Source organism: Bacillus sp. z50, from assembly GCF_058313585.1.
Map to the genome: position 1 here is coordinate 56344 of NZ_JBZFQL010000007.1, position 24708 is coordinate 81051.

Consider the following 24708-nt stretch of genomic DNA (forward strand, 5'->3'; position numbering starts at 1 on the left):
GATGGCAATTCTTAAGAAGGTTAAAGGTTTTTGGCTCTCTATTTTACTCTCATTCGTCTTGTTTATCGTGGTACAGGTTCTTATTTCAGGCGGATATTTAAATGCTTTTAATACTAATCTTATTGTGACAATTGGAATTAATATTATTCTGGCAGTTAGTTTGCATCTAATTATTGGAATTACGGGCCAGTTCTCGATTGGACATGCTGGCTTTCTGGCAATTGGGGCATATGCTTCTGCTGTCATGTCTATGATGCTAGAGGTCTCATTCTTATCTGCCTTATTAATGGGAGGGATTGCAGCGGCCTTGGTAGGCATGCTTATCGGGATCCCGAGCTTGCGTTTAAAGGGAGATTATTTGGCGATTGCCACTCTTGGGTTTGGAGAAATAGTTCGTATTGTTTTTCTTAATATGGACTCCGTTGGTGGGGCAAGAGGGATGATGGTCACGCAAATGACAACCTGGCCTTGGGTTTTTGCCTGCTTACTAGTGACCATTATCGTCATTCGGAATTTCACTAATTCTACTCACGGTCGTGCTTGTATATCTGTGAGGGAAGATGAAACAGCAGCTGATTCCATGGGTATTAACACAACCTATTATAAGGTGGCTGCCTTTGTCATTGGTGCCTTTTTTGCTGGGATTGCCGGTGGGTTATATGCTCATAACTTTTATATTATTAATCCGTCAACCTTTGGTTTCCTTCGGTCGTTTGATATTTTAATATTCGTCGTGCTTGGGGGATTGGGCAGTATGTCAGGTTCTGTGATTGCAGCAATTCTCCTTACATTAATTTCTTCCTTCCTATCAGATTATTCTGATACGCGGATGATTCTTTACAGTATTATCCTAATTGTGACAATGCTGTACAGACCGCAGGGATTGATGGGTACAAAAGAAATTACCTCATTTTTCAAAAGGAAGACAAAAGGAGGCATGAAGGATGCAAACCACCAAACCACTGCTTAAGGTTGACCAAATTGGAATTCATTTCGGAGGGTTAAAGGCTGTAGCAGATGTATCTATGGAGCTGTATCCCGGTGAACTGTGCGGCTTAATAGGACCGAATGGAGCAGGGAAAACCACCTTTTTCAACCTTTTAACTGGTGTGTACGTACCATCAGAAGGAACCATTCATTTAAACGACGATAAGCTTAACAAATTACCGCCTTATAAAATTACAAGAAAGGGAATTAGCAGGACATTCCAAAATATTCGCTTGTTTGGAGATTTATCTGTCATAGATAATGTCAAAGTTGCTTATCATTCACAGGCTAAACATTCTATGCTCAGTTCAATTATACGAATGCCTAATCATTTTTCGGGAGAATTGGAAATGGACCAAAAGGCTGTAGATTTCCTGAAAATATTTAATCTGGATTCTTATCGTGATGAAAAGGCCAAGAATCTTCCATATGGAATGCAACGCAGACTTGAAATAGCCAGAGCCCTAGCAACGGGTCCGCGGTTACTGCTGCTGGATGAACCGGCAGCGGGTATGAATCCGAAGGAAACAAGTCAGCTGATGGAGTTAATCAGCTTAATACGTGAAAAATTTGATTTAACTGTACTTTTGATTGAGCATGATATGCAGCTTGTGATGGGGGTATGTGAACGTATTTATGTACTTGATCATGGACAATTAATCGCACACGGTACACCGGATGAAGTCCGCAATAATCCTAAGGTTATAGAGGCTTATCTTGGCGAGGAGGTTTCCTGATGCTGAAGGTTGAAGATATTAACGTTTACTATGGAAATATTCAGGCATTAAAAGGTGTCTCTTTTCATATTGACGAAGGGGAAATTGTTACCTTAATCGGTGCAAATGGGGCTGGAAAAAGTACACTACTTAAAACTGTTTCAGGTTTACTTAAACCGAAGCAGGGTCAAATCATGTATCAGGGTAAATCCATAGGTGGAAAAGCAGCTCAAGTGATTGTAAAGCAGGGAATCTCACATGTACCAGAAGGACGGCGGGTTTTTGCCAATATGACAGTGGAAGAAAATTTACAGCTTGGTGCTTATTTACGTAGGGATCGAGCTGGGATTAAAGAGGATATGGAGAAGGTATTTGATCTTTTTCCAAGGATGAACGAACGTCTTAAACAGCCGGCAGGAACATTGTCAGGTGGAGAACAACAAATGCTCGCAATGGGAAGGGCATTAATGGCTAAGCCCAAATTGCTTTTACTCGATGAACCTTCCATGGGATTGGCTCCACTACTGGTTAAAACAATTTTCCGCATAATTGAAGAAATAAATAATGCGGGAACAACTATTCTTTTAGTTGAACAAAATGCTAATTTGGCACTATCGATTGCCAACCGTGCCTATGTAGTGGAGACCGGCAAAATCGTCCTCTCGGGTTCGGCAGATGAGTTAACCTCAAGTGAAAAAGTAAAGATGGCCTATCTTGGCGGACATTAAAGGTGAATCACTCCTCTGTAAACTTTTACAGGGGAGTTTTAGTTTTGTGTGGGTTACAGGAACGAGAGGATTGGATTAATTAGCCTAACATGTTATCGATCGGGTTACTCGTTAAGCAATTGAGTCAGGCTTCATCCTAATAATTAATCAGATAATTGTAAAAAAATACACATCTATTCCACATTGTGAACAGGAATGTAATCTGTTATATTAGAATAACAATTAGATAGTACCTTATCATTCCGATGGGGTAGAGGCGCAGGATTCAAGAGTAAGCTATGTGAGGATGACAACAGAGAGCATAGCCGAAAGGGGAAACTGCCGAAGCAAGTTGATTAGTCAGAAATGAATTTGCTGGGGTTGTTTTAAATAAAAGCAACACTGTCATTATAAGAGGTTCTTATAATGAGGAGCTACAGGTCGTGATGGAGAAAGAAAAGCTGATACAGGGCTGCGGTAGATATTTCTCTATTGCAGCCCTTCTTTATTTTCTTTTGCATAAAAGGTAAGAGCGCAAGGGTCAGCACTCACGACGAGTTCCCCTTATTTATTTGGAGGAGGAAAAAAGGAATGGAGTCGACAGTTTATACGCTTATTCCCCCACTATTGGCAATTCTAATGGTGGCTATAACAAGGAAGGTTTTGCTTTCACTTGGTGTGGGGATTGTAGCATCAGCTTTAATGCTTGCTGATTTTAATATTGGTGAGACATGTGTCCTTATATGGGAAGCAGTAAAAGGAATCTTTATATCAGATGGATCACTCAATGTATCCAATATATATATTATTTTATTTTTGCTCATCCTTGGCATCATTACGGCTTTCATTTCAATTTCCGGTGGGAGCCGTGCTTTTGGTGAATGGGCGATGAAGCATGTTAAAACAAGAGTTGGGGCTCAGCTGGTAGCTGCCTTGCTTGGAATACTCATCTTTATTGATGATTATTTTAATGCTCTGGCGGTTGGTCAAGTATCACGTCCGATTACAGATAGACATCAAATACCGAGAGCGAAGCTTGCCTATTTGATTGATTCTACCTCAGCTCCCATCTGTGTAATCATGCCAGTATCCAGTTGGGGGGCTTATATTATTGCACTGATTGGAGGAATTTTCATCACTCATGGGGTGACAGAATACAGTTCCTTATCAGCGTTCATTCAAATGATTCCAATGAATTTTTATGCGATTGCGGCGTTGGCAATGGTGTTCATTGTGATCTATCGAAATTGGAATATTGGTTCGATGAAAGTACATGAGGATAGAGCGGTAAAAGAAGGTATTCTTTATAATCCATCCAAGACAGTTCCAGGTGAATTAAAAGAAGATTTACCGAGAAGTACAACTGGAAGGGTTGGAGATTTGGTAATCCCCATTGTAACTCTTATTGTAGGTACAGTGGCTGCGATGCTTTGGACAGGTTATCAGGCAGTTTCTGGACATGCAACACTTCTCACCATTTTTGAAAATACTAATGTCACTAAATCATTGGTTCTGGGTGGTACAATCGGAATTATTGTAACGTTTATTATGTTTTTACGACAAGTTTTTATTTTGCATGGAATTTCTTTAAAGGTTTTCACAGTAGGAGTAAAACACGGAATCGGCTCCATGCTGCCAGCGGTTTATATTTTATTATTTGCCTGGACAATCGTTGATTTAATCGGCAGGCTTGGAACGGGCCAGTATTTGGCTGGACTTGTACAGGATTTAAACTTAAATGTATCCTTTCTGCCATTACTTTTATTTTTAATAGCCGGATTGATGACATTTGCTACGGGTACCTCATGGGGATCATTTGGTATACTGCTCCCGATTGCAGGAGAAATCACGGCAGCAACAGATATTTCGATGATATTGCCGGCAATGGCGGCTGTATTGGCTGGTGCGGTATTTGGTGACCATTGCTCACCGATTTCTGATACAACCATTCTTTCTTCTACTGGTGCCTGTGCGAATCATATTGATCACGTGATGACGCAAATCCCATATGCTTTAATCAGTGCGGGTATAGCTATGGTAGGGTATATTGTCCTTGGATTTACAGGAAGTACGCCGATGGGATTGATCACGGTCGTTATCTTGCTGGCATCTTTTGTATGGGTATCTAAGCCCAAAAAGCAGGAGCAATTAGAAAACAGTATTATTCATTAATAGATAGGATGGCTGGATACCGGCCATCCTTTTCTTTTTGTCTCTTTAACTAATAATGTGATGTTTGAACCATAAAATGCTCTACTTAAATTTTTGTTGAAAAGGGTTAAAATTGTATTTCTCCTGTTATAAGACCTATATAAATAATTGCAATAAAAATGGCTAATATGGAAAGGGATATTTTATAAAATAAAGAAATAGATTTCAGACGTTTTTTTAACTTATCAGAAAGATGTAAAGTAAGGATTAGTATAGAAATTCCAATTATTATTGCTAGTAAATCCGTGTAAGTAAATGGCTTACTAATATAACTGTCTAAATAAAAATTAGTCAGGATAATCATGCCAATTAGTAGACATTGTATACCTAAATATTTAATAAGGTTCATTTTTATACTCTCTTCTTTGTAAAAAATTAGCTAAGATAAAAAATTGAAAAAGCTCCCATGATAATTGTGGGTTTCCCCCTTTCACTATCATGTAAAGAATTGATTTATTTTATCCGCACAAATTTCCTAATAGTAGTAATGATTATTCCGCATATCAAGGCAACGGCGATGAAGGTAATTAGAAAAAACAAAGGAGAACCAACTGTTCCAAAAGCCACTTCACTTTGTAGCATTTTTACATTTTCCCATTCATCTTTAATATCGGGTTTATAAGTCTTTATAGTTATATAGCCTACGATTAGGGATCCACCAATATAGATTATATGAATCACAAATGAAACAACCAATGATTGAATAATAGTTTTCATTTAAACACACCCTTAAGCACCTTGTATTTCCATTATAATCCATGTTGGTTATTTCAGTAAATAGGACATGTATAAAGTCTGGATAGAGTCTGAAAAACCCATCTGAAGTGTTTAATACATGAATAAAACGGATAAATATTATTATATTTATATAATAATTTACTATTCGGAGAGTTTTATAACTTTTAGGATAAATTTTATCAGGAGGGTGAGGAATCGTGAGAAGCAGTATTCCATTTAGGTCATTGGTATCTATTATCATGCCAAGCTATAATTCAAAGGTTTTTATTCGTCAAACCATAGAATCAGTTAAAAAACAAACCTATGAAAACTGGGAATTAATTATTGTTGATGATGCTTCGACTGACAATAGCAAGGATATGATAAAAGAGTATCTAATGGATGATTCCAGAATTAAATTAATTACCCTGCAGGAAAATGTCGGTCCGGGCAAAGCCAGAAACATGGCTATTCAGGCAGCCAAAGGACATTATATTGCCTTTCTAAACAGCAAAGATTTATGGGCACCGAATAAATTGGAAAAGCAGCTTGAATTCATGGAAGCGCATAACTTGGCATTTAGTTACACTGATTATCAGTTTATTGATGAGGAGAACCAAGCATATGAACCTGTTATTGAGATGCCGGTTCATCTTACATATCAAGATTTGTTAAGAGATACAACAGCTATTGGCTGCTCGACTGTCATGATTGATAAATATAAGGTTGGGAAAATTCAATTAGTACATAACCGAGATATTCCTGAAGACTTCGCCCTTTGGCTTTCTATATTGAAAAGAGGATTTAAAGCGAAGAGACTAAAAAATGTCTATGTTTATCTTAGAAAAAGCAATGATGTTTTGGAAAAAAACAATTACCAAACGGCATCAAGAATCTGGTCGTTATATCGCCAAGTAGAGAAATTAGGTGTTTTTGAATCTGCTTTCTGTTTTGTAAATTATGCAAAACACGAGGCGAAAAGAAATCGAAGCTTAAAAGAATAAGGGAAAAGTGACGCCTACTAAATAAGGGCGTCACTTTTTAAGTAAATAAAAAAATGCGATTTTTGTCGAAAAAAGGTTGAAATCAGGTGAACTTTCTGCTAGTATAATATTTATCTTCTTTGCGGGTGTAGTTTAGTGGTAAAACCTCAGCCTTCCAAGCTGATGATGAGGGTTCGATTCCCTTCACCCGCTCTTGAATTGTTAACAACGCAGTGTTTCGTAACTTAGGAGTACGAAGCATTGCGTTTTTTATATTTTGATAGTATTGCATTCTTGGCTCAGTAGATGGATGGCAGATTCCCCTCCATGGACTTGAATGAACATCTTGGATATCGCGCCCATCATTTGCTGTGCTTGTTCAATGGTGATTTCGGGATAAAAATAAATGATATGCAGTGCATCTGAAGTATGGTCATCCACACTTGTGCGTACAGAATCAACATACGGGCTACCAAAAGGGCCTATTTGATCAAAAGAACCTATAATACCCTCCGATTTATTTACACGGCCATTTAATCCCTCATAGGTATCCTCAGCAACACCAATTCGAAATTCTACATCACCTTTCACAGCTGATAAATCATATATTCCTAATGGACAAGTATATTGCAGGGAGAAAAAATTATTGAGAGCAATCGCTGAGTTGCCTGACGGCGTGTATGCTTCTTTTTTGACGCGTCTAAGTAAGGATTCTACTGAGGGACGGTAACGAGATGGATCACTTCCAGTTTGTTTAAATACTTTCCTCCATGATACAATCCCTTCGTATGCATTCAAGGATTTACTCTCTAGTTCAGTATGTAAATGTTCAATATAGAGCTGAAGGCGTCCTACTAGCATCGGGGGAATGGCATCAGCAACAATTCCTTGATAGCGGATAATACCGATTTTTACATCGCCGGCCTTTGCGAATATCTGGCGATCTACATGAATTTGCATAAATTTACACCTCCAAAATGATTGGATATAGTTTACCATACATATAAAAGTTATTCATTTTCCAGAGAAAGGAGAGGCTAAGATGGATTTTCAAATACTCAAAGATGAGCTTATCGAATATAGCAAGACAATAGGGATTGATCAAATTGGATTTACATCAGCTGATCCTTTCCAGGTTTTAAAGAAACGACTGATTGATCAACAGAACCTCAATTTTGCATCGGGTTTTGAAGAGCCAGATTTAGATAAGAGGACTAATCCAAGAAGGCTAATGCCAGAAGCACAATCTATTATAGCTATTGCTGTAGCTTATCCATCTAAACTCAAAGATGCACCTAAAAGTAAGGTGGGGGATAGACGTGGCATTTTTAGCCGCTCTTCTTGGGGGCAAGATTATCACTATGTGGTGAAAGATCGCCTGAAGAAGCTTGAAGCTTTTATTTTAGAGCGCATGCCGAATTCTTATTTATCCTCTATGGTAGATACAGGTGAGCTGGTTGATCGGGCCGTAGCAGAGCGGGCTGGTATAGGCTGGAGCGGCAAAAATTGTTCGATTTTAAACGAAGAATTTGGTTCATATATGTACCTTGGCGAAATGATTACAAGCATTCCATTTCCTCCGGATACTCCAATGGAGGATTTGTGCGGAACATGTACAAAATGTTTGGATGCCTGTCCTACCGGTGCGTTGGTTCAAGGAGGACAGATTAATGCAAAGAGATGTATATCCTTTCTGACTCAAACGAAGGATATGATTCCTTATGAATTCAGAGATAAAATGGGTAACAGAGTATATGGATGTGATTCCTGTCAGACATCATGTCCTTATAATCGCCGTATAGATTTTCATAATCACCCTGAATGTGAGTCTGATCCTGAGTTGGCAAAACCTCAGCTGGTCTCCCTTTTAAGCTTGAGCAACCGCCAGTTTAAAGAGAAGTTTGGCAGTGTTTCAGGTTCTTGGCGTGGGAAGATGCCCATTCAAAGAAATGCGATTATCGCATTGGCACATTTTAAGGATTCAGAAAGTGTTGCTTCAATTAAAGAATTGCTGCAAAAGGATCCTAGGCCTGTTATCAGAGGTACAGCAGCATGGGCGCTTGGAAAAATAGGTACCGAGGAAGCAATGGCTGTATTAAAGGATTGTTTAAAAGAAGAGACCGATCAGATGGTAGTGGCTGAAATAAATAATGCCTTAGAACGTCTTATGTTACCGGAGTAGCTTTTTACTCCGGTTTTTTGTATGTATTTTAGTCATTCATCATACTTTTTAGAGAAGGAGTGGATGAATGGATGAAAGAGAAACTGCAAAAACTGGTCGAGGAGAGGATACAAAAACTCAAAGAGAATACATCCTCAAATAAGACAGATAATATGGAAACCTTATTGAAGAAGCAGGAAGGCATGCGTAAACGCAATGGAGAAATAGTGAAGGTCATGGCAAAAGGGCATGTGAAAAAAATCAAGGAGCGGGAAGATGTCGTCGATGCTATATATGAGACTCATTGGAAGCTTGTAATGAAGCAAGGGACACAATTTTACATGGAAGAACATGTGGAGCTTCGTAAAGCTTCCTTTAAAGAAACTAAACTCTTGATAGATCAGAAATTAAATGTTAAGCCTCAAATAATGGAACAAGACCTCCTGAGGAGTTTAGATCTTACTTCCTCGCGTGCCAAGATTGCCTATAATCGGTTAAAGGCGGTTCAATACGCCGAGAGATGGTGGAATTCCTTTAATCCCACCTATCCACAATTCACCGATGATTGTACGAATTTTATATCTCAATGTTTATATGCCGGTGGTATACCGATGTGGGGTAAACCTAATCGTTCAAAGGGGTGGTGGATAGAAGGAAAAAGCAATTGGAGCTTTAGTTGGACAGTGGCACATGCTTTTATGCTCATGTTAAAGGCAGCTTCTTGGACGAAGGAAGTAAAGAATCCTTCCCAATTAATGATTGGAGATATTATTTGTTATGATTTTGAAGGGGATGGCAGGTTTAATCATAATACGATTGTGACCGGAAAGGATGAATATGGCTACCCTTTGGTGAATGCTCATACAACGAACAGCCGTATGAGATACTGGAATTATGAAGATTCTACTGCCTATACGCCTAATATCCAATATAAATATTTTCATATAATAACGAATTAGGTCTTCCATTTTTGGAAAAAGAGAAATAGTGTTATAATGAAGGCTGCTTATACTAACCAGAGGTGAGGAAAAGTGTCTTTACATATTGTTTTATACCAACCATTAATCCCGGCAAATACGGGGAATATTGCCCGTACATGTGCAGCTACAGATACAACCCTGCATTTAATCCGTCCTTTGGGCTTTTCCACTGACGATAAAGCTTTAAAGCGTGCCGGCCTTGATTATTGGGAGCATGTAACTATTATTTATTATGCTTCAATTGAAGAATTTTTTGAAAAGAACAGTGGTGGAGAGTTCTTTTATATCACAAAATTTGCGAAGAATTATCATAGTGATATCTCATATGAAGATACCAATAAAGATTACTACTTTATCTTCGGCCGAGAAACGACAGGTCTGCCAAAGCATTTATTAGAGGAACATCCTGAAAGAGGATTGCGTTTACCTATGAATGATACTCATGTTCGTTCGCTTAATTTATCGAATACAGCAGCAATTGTTATCTATGAAGCTTTACGCCAACAAAATTATATTCATTTGACATAACTTCTCTTTCTAGAGAAGTTTTTGTTTTATAAAGAGTTAAACAAAATTTTAGATAACACTTCTATAATTTGTTATATTTGTACTACGTTATAAAGGAGCTGAGTCCAGTGAATGAAACGATTAACCTATTAAATAATCACCGATCGATTCGTAAATTTAAAGAAAAATCTCTCTCAAGGGAGCAGGTTGAAACAATTATAAGTGCAGCCCAGTCTGCATCCACATCGAGTTTTGTTCAAGCTTATTCAATCATTGGGGTCAGTGATCAAAGTAAGAAGAGACAATTAGCGGAGCTGGCAGGTGGACAATCGTATGTTGAACACAATGGATATTTTCTAATGTTTTGCGCCGATTATCATCGCCATAAGATGGCTGCTGATATGGAAGGTATGAATATGGATCACAATCTGGAAAGCATGGAAACATTCATGATTGCGTTAATTGATACAGCCTTGGCTGCACAAAATGCTGCTATTGCAGCTGAGTCTATGGATCTTGGTATTTGTTACATCGGTGGTATACGGAACAATATCGAAAAGGTATCTGAGCTTTTAAAATTGCCTGATCGTGTTATTCCACTCTTTGGAATGGCTATTGGCTATCCAGATCATGAATCTGATCTTAAACCGCGCTTACCGCTGAAAGCAGTCTTTCATGAGAATGAATACGAGGACAAGCAAGCAGAACTCGAAGAATACAACGAAATTATCTCTGCTTACTATAATGAGCGTACAAACGGATTGAGAAAAGATAGATGGACAGAGCAAGTCGTTGGTATGTTAACTAGTAAACAACGTGAATTTATGATGGATTTTGTTAAATCTAAACACTTTGCGCTCAAATAAATAAAAACACAAAATACCCCTCACTTTTATCTCAAAGTGAAGGGTATTTTGTGTTTTGTTGCTATGGGACATGATTATTTTAGTCTTTGTTCCTTAATGCAGTCGTTTCAGCTTTTTAGTTAGTTTTATCATTGTAGCCGCCGGTGAAGATGGCTGCGAGGAATGCTAGGGATACGGCAATAATAATGGCAAGTTTCATTGGATGATCCTCCTTGTATGAATGCTTTGGAAAAAGTATACCATATAAGTTAATTTTTTCTCCACTAAGAATATTTTAGAAAATTATAAAATGGTAATTCATTATGGATTCTTAAGGGGCTTACACATGTTTGCCTATATACGTGCATACAGTATTAGTAGCAGCTGAATCACAGCTAGGGGAGGATTAATACTGAATGGATATCATTAAAAAAATAGAACAATTTAGAGAAGAAGAGGAAAAGCTGAAGTGGGAAGGGACATTCGGTGATTATTTGCAATTATTAAAGAAAACACCCTTAGTAGCTCAATCAGCTCATTCCAGGGTTTACAACATGATTAAGGATGCAGGTGTAGAAATTGTTGATGGGAAGAAAAAATACAGCTTTTTTAAAGATGAATTATTTGGCCTCGAGGAGTCACTTGAGCGCCTTGTAGAGGAATATTTTCATCCAGCTGCTAAACGATTAGATGTGCGAAAACGTATTTTGCTACTAATGGGGCCTGTGAGTGGTGGTAAATCGACCTTAGTAACGCTTTTGAAACGCGGATTAGAACGATATTCACGGACGGATCGGGGAGCGATTTATGCGATAAAGGGTTGCCCGATGCATGAAGATCCATTGCATTTAATACCGGCACATTTACGTAATGATTTCTTTGAGGAGTATGGAATCAGGATTGAAGGTAATCTTTCACCTCTAAATTTGATGAGGTTGGAACAGGAATATGGTGGCCGTATTGAAGATATGCTGGTAGAAAGGATATTCCTCTCAGAAGATAAGCGGATTGGAGTAGGGACATTTAGTCCATCTGATCCGAAATCACAGGACATTGCAGATTTAACTGGAAGCATCGACTTTTCTACGATTGCTACGTATGGGTCTGAGTCCGATCCGCGCGCCTATCGATTTGATGGTGAATTAAACAAAGCGAACCGCGGGATGATGGAATTCCAGGAGATGCTGAAGTGTGATGAAAAATTCCTGTGGCACCTGCTTTCTTTGACTCAGGAGGGTAATTTTAAAGCTGGCCGATTTGCGTTGATTAGTGCCGATGAATTAATTATAGCGCACACGAATGAAACGGAATATCGCTCCTTTATTTCCAATAAAAAGAATGAAGCCCTGCATTCTAGGATTATCGTAATGCCAGTCCCTTATAACCTGAAAGTATCCGAGGAAGAAAAAATCTATGAAAAAATGATTCATGACAGTGATGTATCGAATGTTCATATTGCTCCGCATACTTTAAGGGTTGCAGCCATGTTTACTACTCTTAGCAGATTAAAAGATCCAAAAAAAGGCGATATTGATCTTGTTAAGAAAATGAGGCTATATGATGGAGAAAACGTGGAAGGCTTTAATTCTGCAGATGTAGAAGAATTGAAGAAGGAACATTCGGATGAAGGGATGGGCGGCATCGATCCGCGTTATGTCATTAACCGAATATCTTCAACTATTATTAGAAAAGAAACACCTTCCATTAATGCACTGGATGTATTGCGTTCCCTAAAAGAAGGATTGGATCAGCATGCTTCAATTACAGCCGAGTTGAAAGAACGGTATATGAATTATATCTCACTTGCACGAAAAGAATATGATGATATCGCGAAGAAGGAAGTACAGAAGGCATTCGTTTATTCCTATGAGGAATCAGCCAAAACCTTGATGAATAATTATTTGGATAATGTGGAGGCATTCTGCAATAAGTCAAAACTTCGTGATGTCCTAACAGGTGAGGAAATCAATCCTGATGAAAAATTAATGCGATCTATTGAAGAGCAAATTGGAATTTCTGAGAATGCTAAGAAAGCGTTTAGGGAAGAAATTTTAATTCGAATTTCTGCATATGCCCGTAAAGGAAAGCGGTTCGATTATAATTCTCATGACCGTTTACGGGAAGCAATACAGAAGAAACTGTTCGCTGACTTGAAGGATGTCGTTAAAATTACAACCTCCTCTAAAACTCCAGATGAAAGTCAATTGAAGAAAGTAAACGAGGTAGTTGCCAGATTAATAGATGAACATGGATATAATTCTACCTCGGCAAATGAGCTTCTGCGTTATGTAGGCAGCTTGTTGAACAGATAAGTATTGACGAAGGAGAGCTATCTTACATGTCGAGGTATTCGACTTGTGGATAGTTCTTTTTAGGTTGCTTTCTGAAGATTAATGAGGGCACCTATCTTAGGTTAGCTGAAATATCGAGGGTATCGGCTGGATAAAAGACTAGTTTGGCTGGATTATGACGTGAATCGGCTGCATAAAGGCTAGGATTGGCCGGATACAAAGTTAAAACGGCTGAACGAAGGCTCAGTCTAAGTATTCTCTATGGCTTTAAAATGGGAAAAAATGTTTATTAGGTTGATAGGATGGGAATAGGTCTTATGAGGTGATAGTGATGAAAAAAGACGAAAAGGCAGATACAATCGCTGAAAGTCTTGCTGAAAATGGCTCGATGGCACCGGATCTTGAAGAAATGAAAAACCTTGGAAAACAGATGGAGCACCTAAGGACAAATAAAGAATTATCCAAAGAATATAATAAGCAGCCTGATCCTGTTCAACATGAGGAAGAAGAGGCAGAAAATAAATAAATAGTAGTAGTTTTACAAAACGCTTGGTAAATGGCATCTCCCATTGTATATTCTGTTTGACAGTAGGGGAGATTACTAAGCGTTTTTTTCTTTTGATTAGATATATAGCCTAACACCAAATCGTTGGTTCGGTACATAGAGGTGAAGGGAATCTGGATACTTGGTCAATTTTTAAGATAAATTACTCTTTGCGTTCAGCTTCCATATTTAGCACTTCTCCATAATATTCAGGATAGTAATTTCCCTTTTAATAACTCTCAATGGCTTTATCTGAACCTTAATCTCATAATCTATATTACATTTGTTAATACTTACTAAACTATTCTCAGTAATAAGGATGGTTATAGATTCTATAATTCCAAATGACAAGGGGATAAGCAAAACTTTGTCTTATTTTAAGAATATTTTGGCAATAAATTGTAGTTTACGCATAGGATAGAGTAATCAAACATTAAATTCTAAAAAAGACTATTTAACATCTAGAGTATTATGATAAATGTGTTATAGGAGGGGGAAAAACGATGTCGGATAAGAACAATAGCCATCAGTTCGCCATTTCAAAGGAAGATTGGGCCCTCCATCGAAAAGGTTTTGATGATCAGCAAAGACATCAGGAGAAAGTACAGGAAGCGATACGTAATAATCTACCTGATCTAATAACAGAGGAAAGCATTATTATGTCCAATGGAAAGAATGTTGTAAAAATCCCGATACGCTCTCTTGATGAATATAAGATTCGTTATAATTATGATAAAAACAAGCATGTTGGTCAGGGAGATGGAGATTCCCAGGTTGGAGATGTAGTAGCAAGAGATGGAAGTGGACAAAAGGCGCCAGGAAAAGGAGGAGAAGCTGGAGATCAGGCAGGAGAGGATTATGTTGAGTCTGAAGTTTCTTTATTGGAAATAGAGGAAGCCTTATTTGCAAAATTGGAATTACCGAACTTAAAAGAAAAGGAACAGGGAGATCATACCATTGAGCATTACGAATTCAATGATATTCGTAAAACAGGTTTAATGGGAAATGTGGATAAGAAGCGAACGATGATTAGTGCATTTAAAAGAAATGCACTGGGTGGCAATCCTGGATTTACACCTATTTATCAAGATGATCTTAAGTTTAAAACATGGAATTCAGTTGTGAAGCCAGAATCTAAAGCAGTCGTTTTGGCTATGATGGATACTTCTGGAAGTATGGGGCTTTGGGAAAAATATATGGCACGTAGCTTTTTCTTTTGGATGACACGTTTCTTGAGAACGAAATATGAAACAGTTGACATCGAATTTATTGCTCATCATACAGAAGCAAAGGTGGTAGACGAAGAGGATTTCTTTTCTAAAGGTGAAAGCGGTGGGACGATTTGTTCATCAGCCTATCGGAAAGCATTAGAAATAATTGAACAAAAGTATCCGATGGAACGCTATAATATTTATCCTTTTCATTTTTCGGATGGTGATAACTTAACTTCAGATAATCCTCGTTGCATAAAACTTGTGGAAGAATTGATGGAAGTATCTAATATGTTTGGGTATGGTGAAGTTAATCAATACAATCGTAATTCCACATTAATGTCCGCATATAAAAATATTAAAGATGAAAAGTTTCAACACTATATATTGAAGCAAAAGGCAGATGTCTTTCATGCTTTGCAGTCATTCTTTAAACCAGAAAGTATGATTCATTAAAGTATGTTTCTCTTTAAGGAGTAAATAATTAAATTGCTTAGTATAAAGACGCTAGGGTATTTATCCTCTAGCGTCTTCTGATTTAACTGGACTTCTTGGTATTACTATTTTTTGTTTTATTATAAATTGCTATTGTCACATAAATAAGGATCAAAATGAGTTGACCGGCCATGGTTTCAACTGTTGGATAAAAACCAATTTGATTGAACACGGGTAATTGGTGAATGACGGTCGTCGGCAATATATTGGTGAGCTGTAATGTATGAATGCTTGAACCGATGATTTTAAATGCCAATACATAGATGAAAATGGTGGCTACAAAGAAAAATTTATGCACTTGGATTCGTACACTCATTTTGAAAAATATAAAGGCAACAAGAGCCAGAATGGCTAATGCAATGATAATACCGAGGGTAAAATCAAACATCGGCATGTTGGGGGCAATACCCACGTAAAAAATAATAGTTTCCGCTCCTTCACGGAAAACAGATAAAAACGATACAGTAGCCATGGCAAACACAGATTGTTTTGAGATGGCCTGTCCCATTTGCTTCGATAAATAAGAGTTCCAGGATGCAACATTAGATTTGTTATGAAGCCATCCCCCGACCCCAATCATCATGGCAGCAGCAATTAATCCGACATAGCCCTCCAAGATTTCGCGGCTTGTATTAACGGTCAATGAATTAAAGATGAACGATAATGCCACAGCGGCTACTGCAGATACAAGGACCCCTAAAAGAGCACCCATATAAATCCATCGAGCCATGTGCTCCTGATTCGATTTCTTCAGGAATGATACGAGTACCATAATAATAAGGAGTGCTTCCAAACCTTCACGTAATAAGATCAATGCAGAATCCAAAAAAGTATAATCGCTATCTTCCTGCAATAATTGGATTTCTGTTTTGAAATTAGATAATTGGTTAGTGATCGAATCTGTATCTATAGTATCCTTCGTTAATTCACTGACCAGAATTGGTAAATCACTTTCCAAGTTTGTATATAAGGAACTGTTGCGGGTAGAAACCTCCATTTCAATGTTCGGCCAAACAATAATGAATTCTGTCAAAGCATCACTGGCCTCGTCAAACTTTTCCATATCAATTGCCTGCAAGGCATCATCAATATGATTAATTAACGTTTGGAGTGAGTAACTTCCTTCTTCAACAGCAATATCTTCACCTGCCAAAAATTGTTCAATGGACGCTTTAAACGCTGCATATTGACTTGCTACAAGGGGTAAGTCTGGGTCTTCGCTTGCCAATGTGATGCGAATAAAAGCTAACTGTGTTTCAATTTGTCCATACATACCTACACTTTGAGCACGTACAGGCTGTTCATATTGATTCCATTTGCCATTAAGAACATTGTATGCTGGTAGAATCTTTTCATAGTCGTCCGTGGCTAATGCTTCTTCAAATTGCCTCATAAAAGGTGTATACTTCGTTTCAAACTCTTTCCGTTCTGCTTCCTCATCAACTGGATTTTCAAGTTTTTCTAATTGAGAAAGAGTTGTTGATAGCTGCATGATTGTCTTAACCCGTTCTTCTTGTGTTGAAGATTCAAGTACCGCGTTTAGTGCATCATCAACAGCTCTTTTTGCTTCCTTCTGTTCGGAAGTCACCGATGCCCAATTTTCTGCAAACTTATCTATAGCTTTTTGGGTTTGTTCGTCATTTCCTTGCTTTGCATTAATTAATGCATCACTAATTGATATGTAAAAAGAGCTGTAGGATGTTGCAGCTAAAGCTGGCAAAGCTACAAGCATACAAACTAGAAAACTACAAATTTGTAAAAAGCGCTTCACCTAAATAACTCCCTTTTTCAACACCAGGGAAGCAGGCAAAAATGGCGCTGCCTCGATGTGTAATATATTCATTTAATTTATCGTTACGGCCTAAACTATTTTGAATGTCGATAAATTGTTGCGGATGTTTTTGGAACGAGATAAACAGTAAGCCAGCATCATAAGCCCCGGTGTTTGACATAATGCCTGAAGAATAAGAAAAAGAACGGCGGAGAATCTTTTGCTTTGCTAATCGTGCAAGATGGACATGGGATGTTTCCGGAACAATGTAGTTGCCATTTGCATCTTTCTCTAATTCATTAAAATCGTCAAATTCATCTTTCTTACCGAATGCCGCTCCGCTTTCACGATAGCGGCCAAATGTTGCCTCCTGCTGATGTAAGCTGGTCCGATCCCATGTTTCCAAATGCATTTGAATGCGACGATAAACCAAATATGTTCCATTTACCAGCCAACTTTTCGATTCACCGGATTGAATCCATACAGAATCATTATATTCACTGTTTTTGGCAGGATTAACCGTACCATCTTTAAATGCAAATAAGTTGCGCGGTGTACTTCCATCGCGTGGAATGGCATTAAAACCAGATTGAGACCATTTGCTTCTGACCTTCCCGTTTGCCGCACGAACCAAATTCCGTACGGCGTGAAATGCTATTTGAGGATCATTGGCACATGCTTGTATGCAAATATCTCCGCCATTGTATGCTTCATCTAATTGATCTTTTGGGAAATGCGGCAAATCCATCAATTCTTTCGGCCTTAAATGCTGAATGTTAAGATTTTTATTATCGAATAGAGAAGGACCAACCCCAAACGTTATAGTTAAGTTAGAAGCATCGATTCCCATGGCTTCACCAGTATCAGTGGGAGGGATGTGACCGTTAGTGGAAGGTTCGACGATTTGTTCACCATTCATTAACCGAACAGTAAGAGATGTCCACAATTTAAATAATTGGCGCAATTCCTCTTTTGATTCTACTAAAACGTCCAATGCGGCAAAGTATATATGGCCTTGTAAAGGGCTTGTGATACCGGATTGATGGCGTCCATAAAATGCAATTTTGTTTTTTACAGACTGGTTATCATCCAAGGAAGGTTGCAACTCATAGCCTAAAGCATTCATCGTGGAACCCAATCCGCTTGCACCGATAACCATTCCTGTTGCTCCGATGCTAGTTAATTTCAACATCTCGCGTCTTGTCATTTTGTTAGTAGACAACGATACTCACCCTTATTCTAAAATGATCCCCATTTGGCTCAATGGTTCACCTAGTTGATTGACGGCTGTGGCTAATGCATTTGTATCTTTTTTCGTCAATTCATTGTATGATACATAGCCGCCATCAGCTGTTTCATATTTTGATAATAATTCATCGAGCTTAGCGAATTTCTCTTCTAGTGTAGTGACCAAGGCTTCATCTTTTGCTTCGATTTTATCATGTAAAATCTCGAAGATTTTTTCTGCCCCTTCAATATTTGCTTTAAAGTCATAAAGGTCTGTATGTGAGTAAATTTCTTCTTCACCTGTAATTTTTGAAGTGGATACTTCGTTCAATAAATCAACAGCACCAGTAATCATTAAATCCGGTTCTACTTCGACTGTTTGTACTAATGCATGCAATTCCTTTGTATCAGCTAATAATTGATTCGCGACTTCTTCATAACCCTTAGTTGTGTTTTCAATCCATAATGCATACTCAAGTTTATGGTAGCCAGTCCATTCTTCTTCGCCTTTGCCTTCTTCCTGGATATCAGCCAGACGGCCATCAATGCGTGGATCTAAGTCACCGAAGCTTTCCGCGATTGGCTCAGAGCGTTCAAAAAACATGCGCGCTTCAGGATATAATGCTTTCGCGGTTTCGATATCTCCATCCAGGAACGTAGTAACAAATTTTTCAGTTTCGACTAGAAAAGAATCCATTTGTTCCAAAGCGAATGTTTTATAAGTATCCGTTTCGGTTTTCAAGTCGGCAACAGTTGTTTTAGTCGATGTTGTTTGGTCTGCCGGTGTTGCAGTGGAAGCTGTTTCTTCTTCTGTACCGCATCCAGCTAATAGTAGGGAGGCTGATAAAACAGCTGCTGACATCATATTGAATTTTATAGACTTAAATTTCATAATTTGTAACCTTCTCTCTAGAAATTGTTATTGTAGAGATAATAAAATCCTTCTTAGTGTCCTACCCAGCCAATTTTTGAAGTAATGAATAATTGATATACATATTAGATTGATTAGACCGAGTTATTAATAATACTTTTTTATCTATTCAAAAATTAAATGTGATAGATAAGTAGGAGAATAAGGATGATTGTCATTATCTGCTAGTATACAAACTATATGATATTGATAATCATTATCAATTGTCAATTCAAAGTTTAAAAATAGGACTTTATACATGTCATAAAAATATTTTCGACAAACGTCATTAAAAAATATATTAGAAAATTATCGAACTGAGAATCATTATCATTGACAATGATTCTCAGTATTGCTAATATTTAAACCGCAAATGACTGATATATGGTTATTTATGTATTGAGTGATGTACATGTCATCAGGTTGATTAGGAATTTTAGGGAGTAAGATCGAAGAAGTAAAAGGAGGAAGATATCTAGTTTCAAGAAAAATTTTCTGAAAATACTTAAAATTTTGTGACTTAAGATCTATTTACACGAAAAGAGGAGTTTAAAGATGGGGAAAAAGTTATTCAAAGGATTAACAGCAGCTACAGTGGCGTTCACATTTGCTATGCCGCTTGGGACAGTTTCAGCTAAAACAGTGCAAAAGACCCAAGTTGAGGTGCCTGCTATCGGCACTGCCAACAATGGCCAATTGATAGAATCAGAGGGGAATACAGCAACGAATGTATCTTATGGTGGGAAAGCTAGTGAAGAACAAATAATCGTGAAATATAAAGATGAAAAAAGTTCTGCCAAATCCGTGGAGAAAGTTGAACAATTGGGTGGAGAAGTGGTAGAGACTACGGATGAAATGGCTCTTTATAAAGTGTCGGAAGAAAATGTTGAAACTTCGATCGAAAAGCTAGAAGAAATGGATAATGTGGAATTTGTTGAAAAAAACACAATTTATTCAATTGAGGGTACAGTTAATGATACATACTTTGACAGTCAGTGGAACTTAGAAGCAATCAATGCTCCAAAAGCTTGGGAAGCAGTAGAGAACACAGATAGAGATGACGTAGTAGTGGCTGTCTTGGATACAGGTGTCCAAAGCTCTCATGAAGACTTGGAAGGCCGTGTGTCGGAAGAAGCTGCCACTTTCGTTGATGGATATGAAGAAACATTCGCAGGGGACGATAATGGCCATGGAACCTTTGTTTCCGGCATTGTTGCAGCAAATTCCAATAATGAGAAGGGGATTGCTGGGGCAGCAGGCAACAACAACGTTAAAATTTTACCGGTTAAAGTCATGAGTAAATCGGGTGTTGGTGATGCTTATAATATTGCGAGAGGAATCCAGTATGCAATAGAGAAAAAGGTAGACGTCATCAACTTAAGTTTTAGCGGAGAATATAGCGAATCGGTCGATAAAGCTATACAGCAAGCCCATGAAGCGGGAATTGTTGTTGTAGCTGCTTCAGGTAACGGAGGCGGAAATGCAGATGTTTCGTATCCTGCAGCATTACCGAACGTTATTTCAGTTGGTGCCATTGCCGCCAAAGACCAAGTGTATGCGGGTTCTAACTATGGTAGTACATTGGATCTTGTGGCTCCTGGTGTAAGTGTTTTGAGTACATCGATTTCAGGGGATTTAGGCGATGAAAATGGTTATTACAAAACAGGTACCGGTACTTCTTATGCAGCGCCGCATGTAGCAGCAGTAGCGGCACTATATAAATTGGAAAATCCAGAAGCCACTGCAACGGCAGTAGAAGAAGCTTTAACAACGACAGCCGTTGATATGAATGTGGAAGGATTTGATGAAAAAACAGGCTATGGAAAAGTCGATGCACTAGCTGCTTTATCTGATGATGTAACGATCTCTCCCTTATCCTTTACCTTGCCAAAAGCGAATGCAATTGTTATTGGTAAAACAGCTATTCAAGCAGAATTAAATAATGTAACAGACGTTGTAAGTACAAGGTTTTATATCGATACAACGGATGAAACTAACTTGATCGGCACTGTCTCCGATACAGACTCAACTACTGTTTCTGTAGAATGGGATACAACGCAGGTTGCCGATGGTGAACATAAAATCATAGCTGTTACATATGATGAGAATGGAAATAAGATTACTCAAGCTGAGCGTTCTGTAAAGGTTCTTAACGAAGCGCAATCCGGTTATATGTTCAGTGTGAAAACACCGAATGATACTGTCGCGAAAGGCGCGGCCGTTCAGTTGTACGAAAAAGTGAAAGCGAAGGATGGCGAGTATTCTTATTCATCACTTTGGTCCGGTGCAACAGACTCTGAGGGAGTTGTTCGTGTACCTAGTCATGTCGGTACAGATTTAAAAAAACTTACAGTTGTCGTTCAAGGAAAATTTGATTCCGAAGAGGGTAATGCATGGTTCATGTATTCACGTGAAGTAAACAGCAGCGGCACAGTGGAATTGTCCAGTGATAAAACGCAAGCGGTATCATTGAGAACACTTGGTGTAAATGGTGAAAACGTTGAAGAGGCACAATACTTCATTAAGATGAAAGATGAAGAAGGATTGGATATTACTGCCGATACAGCAATCAATGAAGAAAATGCAACAAAGTCCCCTGTTGTGTATTTGGATAAAGGTGCATACAGTCTTTACTCTTATTATAAACAAGATGGAGACACGTACTTTTTAACAAACTCTGATGCTTCGATTACGAGTAAAACATCGTCATTGGTCTTTGATAGTCGTGAAACCGGTGAAATCGCTATCGATAATTCAGACGGAAAGCTTGTAAATGCAGTACTTTACTTGGATAACGAAGATGTGTCTGAAATTTTTGGTACATCTGAAGTATTAACAGGCCAAAAATTTTTCGTAACAGCTGGTGAATATGATTATATTGTCGATGCAGAGGTCAAAGATCCTGATGGCGGTGAAAATTGGATTTATGTTTTAACGAATGATGACCAAACCGCTGTGGTTGAAAAAGGCGGAAAAACATCCATTAAAGCTGGTGGATCGCTTGAAATCAGTGAATTCCTACCGGATCAAGAGTCATTAAAACGGTATTATGCACAACGCGGATTGACATATATTGAGCGTACAAGTCCATATACGGCTTATAAGTTAGATGGTGCGATTTATACTAAGCAAGTATTCTCTGATGAATACGGAAATATGTTAGTCGGGATGTACCGTGGTTCGGTAGACCCAACAAACGCATTGTACAAGAAGAATGTTGAAACTGGCGAAACGGTCATTATGGATGAGGAAAATACCGTAGCTGCTATAAACTTTGGTGACCTTTATCCAGTTTATCAAGTAAAGAGGGTTTCGGATGGCGAAATCATGTTAAATAGTTATACGAAAAACCCTACAAACCCAGCTAATCGTAGTTATTATTTTTATTCCTTCTGGGTACCGAATAGTTCAAAAGTGACAAACGGTGAGTATGAGCTTTCATTAACATTGGATTCAAGCCCGCTTGCACCGAATGGTTTGAATAAGGCAATGACCATCGACATGCAAGATTCAGGTGTCAATGTAACATTAAAAGATGATCAAGATCAAAATAAAGCAACATACGTGACAATCAATCGAGTGGAAAAAGACGAACATGGCGAATATCAGTGGGTACAGGCATTTGGACGGAATTCAGATTCTACAACGAAGGTATTATCCGTTCCTTCAAATCTTGAATTGAGTCAAGAGGAAAATGGAAACGTTGCAATCATCCGGTACACAACATCGACTGGTGAGTTTGCGTATTTGTTCCGTCAATTTACTGATCTTGAGGAACTTTCTGTTCCGATAACCATCCCTGACAATATGCAAAAAGTCTCCATCTCTGCAATGGATGGCAGTGAAAAACTGGATAATGTTTCTTCGAAGCTTTGGATGATTAAAAAGCCTGTTGAAGTAGATGGCGTAACCGTATATCCCACAGCAAACAACTTGCAAAGTTACAAAAAAGAAGCGGTTTACTTAGAGCCAGGTTCATTTGTCATCGAAGGCAGCTATGTTACCCTGCCAAATGCGGATGGTGAAAAATCAAACTATTATTTCTTAGAAAACGATGTAGAAATCAAAGCTGACGATGAAAATCAAGTTATCTTCAATACGGAAGAATTAGCGGAAATTAAAATCGATGCAAATACTGAAGACTTCAAAGATGTTCGTGGAGCTATATTGTATCCATACAATCAATATAGCTCGGCATTTACAAAAACATTGCGAGTTGGCCATAAATTCTATGTGCCAGCTGATATGGAAATGGACTTGCAGGTACAGCTTGGTTATGGAGATCCAGAATCAACTGATTATATCTGGAATTACTTCTTATATAAAGGTACACAAACATTCAGCGCTGATGAAAAGGTAAACTGGAAGGTAGGCGGCCAATTCAAGGCTTCCATTGCTTTAAAGGATAACAAACTGAAGCAAGGTGAACCTTTATCTGCCGATACATCCATTCAAGATGAATATGGAAATACCATTAGTTCGGTAATTGTGAATAAGACGTCTGATTATAGCATCGCGGAAAATCAGGAGATTGTTTATGAACGTTTGGCGAATGGGCAAATCGTCGAAAAAGTGGGGACAACAGACAGTGGGAAATACCAGATAACTCATAGTGGTGTAACTGAAGCCAGTTCGGAAAGTGTAAAACCATTACTGCGTATATATAATAAAAAAGGTGAAATAGTAGTGGAACAATCCAATCTGGATTTCTATCAATCTGTTGAAGACTTACCATTATCATTGAATACAGGCAGATATCGAGCTGAATTAGCGATGGCAGCAAGCCCCATGGGACCAATAACATCAAGTGAGAAGGAGGGATTATTTAAGGTTACAAAGAAAAAATATCCTCCAACCACTAAACCAAACGGGAACTGGTCAAGTGAAGATTTAACAGCCACTATGACTAAGAAGAAAAATGGTTTCTCGTTTACTTTTACAGAAGAGCAGTTGAATACAATCAAGGCATCGGATGTGGGAAAGGTAACATTAGTCACAAATACCGGTGTAAAGATTCAGGTTGATACAAGTGAGTTTAAAGAAAAATATGCAAATACTTTAACAATGAGTCTTTCATTGAAAAAAAACCGACTGATCTTTGGAGCTTCTACAAATGGTAAGAGCATTCACTTCTCGAACTATGTATTCATTAGTCTGCCTAAAGAAGAGCTTTCCGCTCCTCTTGAGAAAATAGTCATTTTACGTGAAGGACGAAAAGGAATTGAAGTGGTTCCTCACATTGTGACCGATGAAGGCATCGTGCTAAAAGTAAAACAGGGTGGACAATTCAAAATAAGCACAAACAAAAAACCTTTTCATAATAAACGTTCATAAAGAGTATATTGAAGGAAGCGATTGATCTTAGGTCAGTTTTAACATTTTTGTTTGAAACAAAAGGCTGAATTTCATGTAAAGAGAAGTTTCTTTAAAAAAGAGATGGAGAGT

At 38.1% G+C, this 24708-nt stretch carries 18 protein-coding genes, 1 tRNA gene and 1 riboswitch; of the genes, 14 read left to right on the forward strand and 5 right to left on the reverse strand.

Going from position 1 to position 24708, the window contains the following annotated elements; translation table 11 throughout:
* The first annotated feature begins 1 nt into the window (after position 1).
* The 4 genes from AC4G3N_RS17115 (at position 2) to AC4G3N_RS17130 (ending at position 4582) form a co-directional block, all read left to right on the forward strand.
* Positions 2-970, forward strand: a complete 969-nt coding sequence (locus AC4G3N_RS17115; protein ID WP_066102793.1) for a branched-chain amino acid ABC transporter permease — start codon at positions 2-4, stop codon at positions 968-970.
* Positions 945-1724, forward strand: a complete 780-nt coding sequence (locus tag AC4G3N_RS17120; protein WP_066102791.1) for an ABC transporter ATP-binding protein — start codon at positions 945-947, stop codon at positions 1722-1724. The genes AC4G3N_RS17115 and AC4G3N_RS17120 overlap by 26 nt, the downstream gene beginning before the upstream one ends.
* Positions 1724-2431 (forward strand): ABC transporter ATP-binding protein, encoded by a 708-nt coding sequence (locus AC4G3N_RS17125; protein WP_066102789.1) that lies wholly within the window; start codon positions 1724-1726, stop codon positions 2429-2431. The genes AC4G3N_RS17120 and AC4G3N_RS17125 overlap by 1 nt, the downstream gene beginning before the upstream one ends.
* Before the next feature lie 243 nt (positions 2432-2674).
* A riboswitch (Lysine riboswitch) is annotated at positions 2675-2855 on the forward strand.
* Positions 2856-3001: 146 nt separating this feature from the next.
* Positions 3002-4582 (forward strand): Na+/H+ antiporter NhaC family protein, encoded by a 1581-nt coding sequence (locus AC4G3N_RS17130; protein ID WP_490552287.1) that lies wholly within the window; start codon positions 3002-3004, stop codon positions 4580-4582.
* A 492-nt stretch (positions 4583-5074) separates the two neighbouring features.
* On the opposite strand, the gene AC4G3N_RS17135 is transcribed toward AC4G3N_RS17130, so the two are convergent.
* Positions 5075-5338 (reverse strand): hypothetical protein, encoded by a 264-nt coding sequence (locus tag AC4G3N_RS17135; RefSeq protein ID WP_066102780.1) that lies wholly within the window; start codon positions 5336-5338, stop codon positions 5075-5077.
* A 218-nt stretch (positions 5339-5556) separates the two neighbouring features.
* On the opposite strand from AC4G3N_RS17135, the gene AC4G3N_RS17140 reads away from it, so the two are divergent.
* Together AC4G3N_RS17140 and AC4G3N_RS17145 are read left to right on the forward strand one after the other, a co-directional pair.
* A complete protein-coding gene (locus AC4G3N_RS17140; protein ID WP_077247997.1) occupies positions 5557-6342 on the forward strand; it encodes a glycosyltransferase family 2 protein in 786 nt (261 codons plus the stop codon).
* A 121-nt stretch (positions 6343-6463) separates the two neighbouring features.
* Positions 6464-6534: transfer RNA gene (locus AC4G3N_RS17145), tRNA-Gly, on the forward strand.
* 57 nt (positions 6535-6591) lie between these two features.
* Here AC4G3N_RS17145 and AC4G3N_RS17150 read toward each other — a convergent pair.
* Positions 6592-7281 carry a B3/B4 domain-containing protein gene (locus AC4G3N_RS17150; RefSeq protein ID WP_491090782.1) on the reverse strand — a complete coding sequence of 230 codons (690 nt, stop codon included), beginning with the start codon at positions 7279-7281 and terminating at the stop codon, positions 6592-6594.
* Between the two features lie 82 nt (positions 7282-7363).
* Between AC4G3N_RS17150 and queG the strand changes: the two genes are divergently transcribed.
* The 7 genes from queG (at position 7364) to yhbH (ending at position 15316) form a co-directional block, all read left to right on the forward strand.
* Positions 7364-8503: a tRNA epoxyqueuosine(34) reductase QueG gene (gene queG, locus AC4G3N_RS17155; RefSeq protein WP_066102774.1), complete on the forward strand. Its 1140-nt coding sequence runs from the start codon at positions 7364-7366 to the stop codon at positions 8501-8503.
* Positions 8504-8574: 71 nt separating this feature from the next.
* Positions 8575-9441, forward strand: a complete 867-nt coding sequence (locus AC4G3N_RS17160) for an amidase domain-containing protein (protein ID WP_066102773.1) — start codon at positions 8575-8577, stop codon at positions 9439-9441.
* Positions 9442-9513: 72 nt separating this feature from the next.
* Entirely contained in the window at positions 9514-9990 is a 477-nt protein-coding gene (trmL, locus tag AC4G3N_RS17165; RefSeq protein WP_148631178.1) for a tRNA (uridine(34)/cytosine(34)/5-carboxymethylaminomethyluridine(34)-2'-O)-methyltransferase TrmL, read from the forward strand.
* 107 nt (positions 9991-10097) lie between these two features.
* A complete protein-coding gene (gene nfsA, locus AC4G3N_RS17170) occupies positions 10098-10835 on the forward strand; it encodes an oxygen-insensitive NADPH nitroreductase (RefSeq protein WP_491090785.1) in 738 nt (245 codons plus the stop codon).
* A 395-nt stretch (positions 10836-11230) separates the two neighbouring features.
* Positions 11231-13126, forward strand: coding sequence for a PrkA family serine protein kinase (locus AC4G3N_RS17175; protein WP_066102762.1), 1896 nt, complete (start codon positions 11231-11233; stop codon positions 13124-13126).
* 310 nt (positions 13127-13436) lie between these two features.
* Positions 13437-13631: a hypothetical protein gene (locus tag AC4G3N_RS17180; protein ID WP_066102759.1), complete on the forward strand. Its 195-nt coding sequence runs from the start codon at positions 13437-13439 to the stop codon at positions 13629-13631.
* 521 nt (positions 13632-14152) lie between these two features.
* Positions 14153-15316: a sporulation protein YhbH gene (gene yhbH, locus AC4G3N_RS17185; RefSeq protein WP_066102758.1), complete on the forward strand. Its 1164-nt coding sequence runs from the start codon at positions 14153-14155 to the stop codon at positions 15314-15316.
* A gap of 82 nt (positions 15317-15398) precedes the next feature.
* Here yhbH and AC4G3N_RS17190 read toward each other — a convergent pair whose 3' ends face one another.
* Genes AC4G3N_RS17190 through efeO form a run of 3 tightly spaced genes read right to left on the reverse strand, consistent with a single transcriptional unit; the run spans position 15399 to position 19245 of the window.
* Positions 15399-17126, reverse strand: a complete 1728-nt coding sequence (locus AC4G3N_RS17190) for an FTR1 family iron permease (RefSeq protein ID WP_491090788.1) — start codon at positions 17124-17126, stop codon at positions 15399-15401.
* Positions 17101-18333 (reverse strand): iron uptake transporter deferrochelatase/peroxidase subunit, encoded by a 1233-nt coding sequence (efeB, locus tag AC4G3N_RS17195; protein ID WP_066102869.1) that lies wholly within the window; start codon positions 18331-18333, stop codon positions 17101-17103. The genes AC4G3N_RS17190 and efeB overlap by 26 nt, the downstream gene beginning before the upstream one ends.
* Positions 18334-18360: 27 nt before the next feature.
* Positions 18361-19245 (reverse strand): iron uptake system protein EfeO, encoded by an 885-nt coding sequence (gene efeO, locus AC4G3N_RS17200; RefSeq protein ID WP_175354246.1) that lies wholly within the window; start codon positions 19243-19245, stop codon positions 18361-18363.
* A gap of 573 nt (positions 19246-19818) precedes the next feature.
* Between efeO and AC4G3N_RS17205 the strand changes: the two genes are divergently transcribed.
* The gene (locus AC4G3N_RS17205) at positions 19819-24597 is read left to right on the forward strand and encodes a S8 family peptidase (RefSeq protein WP_148631172.1); all 4779 of its coding nucleotides are present in this window, start codon (positions 19819-19821) and stop codon (positions 24595-24597) included.
* Positions 24598-24708 lie beyond the last annotated feature (111 nt).

Bases quoted from the DNA above. Each gene is read 5' to 3' on its own strand.
- AC4G3N_RS17115 (WP_066102793.1), top strand. From the start codon at position 2: ATGGCAATTCTTAAGAAGGTTAAAGGTTTTTGGCTCTCTATTTTACTC.
- AC4G3N_RS17180 (WP_066102759.1), top strand. From the start codon at position 13,437: ATGAAAAAAGACGAAAAGGCAGATACAATCGCTGAAAGTCTTGCTGAA.
- AC4G3N_RS17125 (WP_066102789.1), top strand. From the start codon at position 1,724: ATGCTGAAGGTTGAAGATATTAACGTTTACTATGGAAATATTCAGGCA.
- AC4G3N_RS17150 (WP_491090782.1), bottom strand. From the start codon at position 7,281: ATGCAAATTCATGTAGATCGCCAGATATTCGCAAAGGCCGGCGATGTA.
- AC4G3N_RS17130 (WP_490552287.1), top strand. From the start codon at position 3,002: ATGGAGTCGACAGTTTATACGCTTATTCCCCCACTATTGGCAATTCTA.
- AC4G3N_RS17160 (WP_066102773.1), top strand. From the start codon at position 8,575: ATGAAAGAGAAACTGCAAAAACTGGTCGAGGAGAGGATACAAAAACTC.
- efeO (WP_175354246.1), bottom strand. From the start codon at position 19,245: ATGAAATTTAAGTCTATAAAATTCAATATGATGTCAGCAGCTGTTTTA.
- queG (WP_066102774.1), top strand. From the start codon at position 7,364: ATGGATTTTCAAATACTCAAAGATGAGCTTATCGAATATAGCAAGACA.
- efeB (WP_066102869.1), bottom strand. From the start codon at position 18,333: ATGACAAGACGCGAGATGTTGAAATTAACTAGCATCGGAGCAACAGGA.
- AC4G3N_RS17135 (WP_066102780.1), bottom strand. From the start codon at position 5,338: ATGAAAACTATTATTCAATCATTGGTTGTTTCATTTGTGATTCATATA.
- AC4G3N_RS17175 (WP_066102762.1), top strand. From the start codon at position 11,231: ATGGATATCATTAAAAAAATAGAACAATTTAGAGAAGAAGAGGAAAAG.
- AC4G3N_RS17205 (WP_148631172.1), top strand. From the start codon at position 19,819: ATGGGGAAAAAGTTATTCAAAGGATTAACAGCAGCTACAGTGGCGTTC.
- yhbH (WP_066102758.1), top strand. From the start codon at position 14,153: ATGTCGGATAAGAACAATAGCCATCAGTTCGCCATTTCAAAGGAAGAT.
- AC4G3N_RS17120 (WP_066102791.1), top strand. From the start codon at position 945: ATGCAAACCACCAAACCACTGCTTAAGGTTGACCAAATTGGAATTCAT.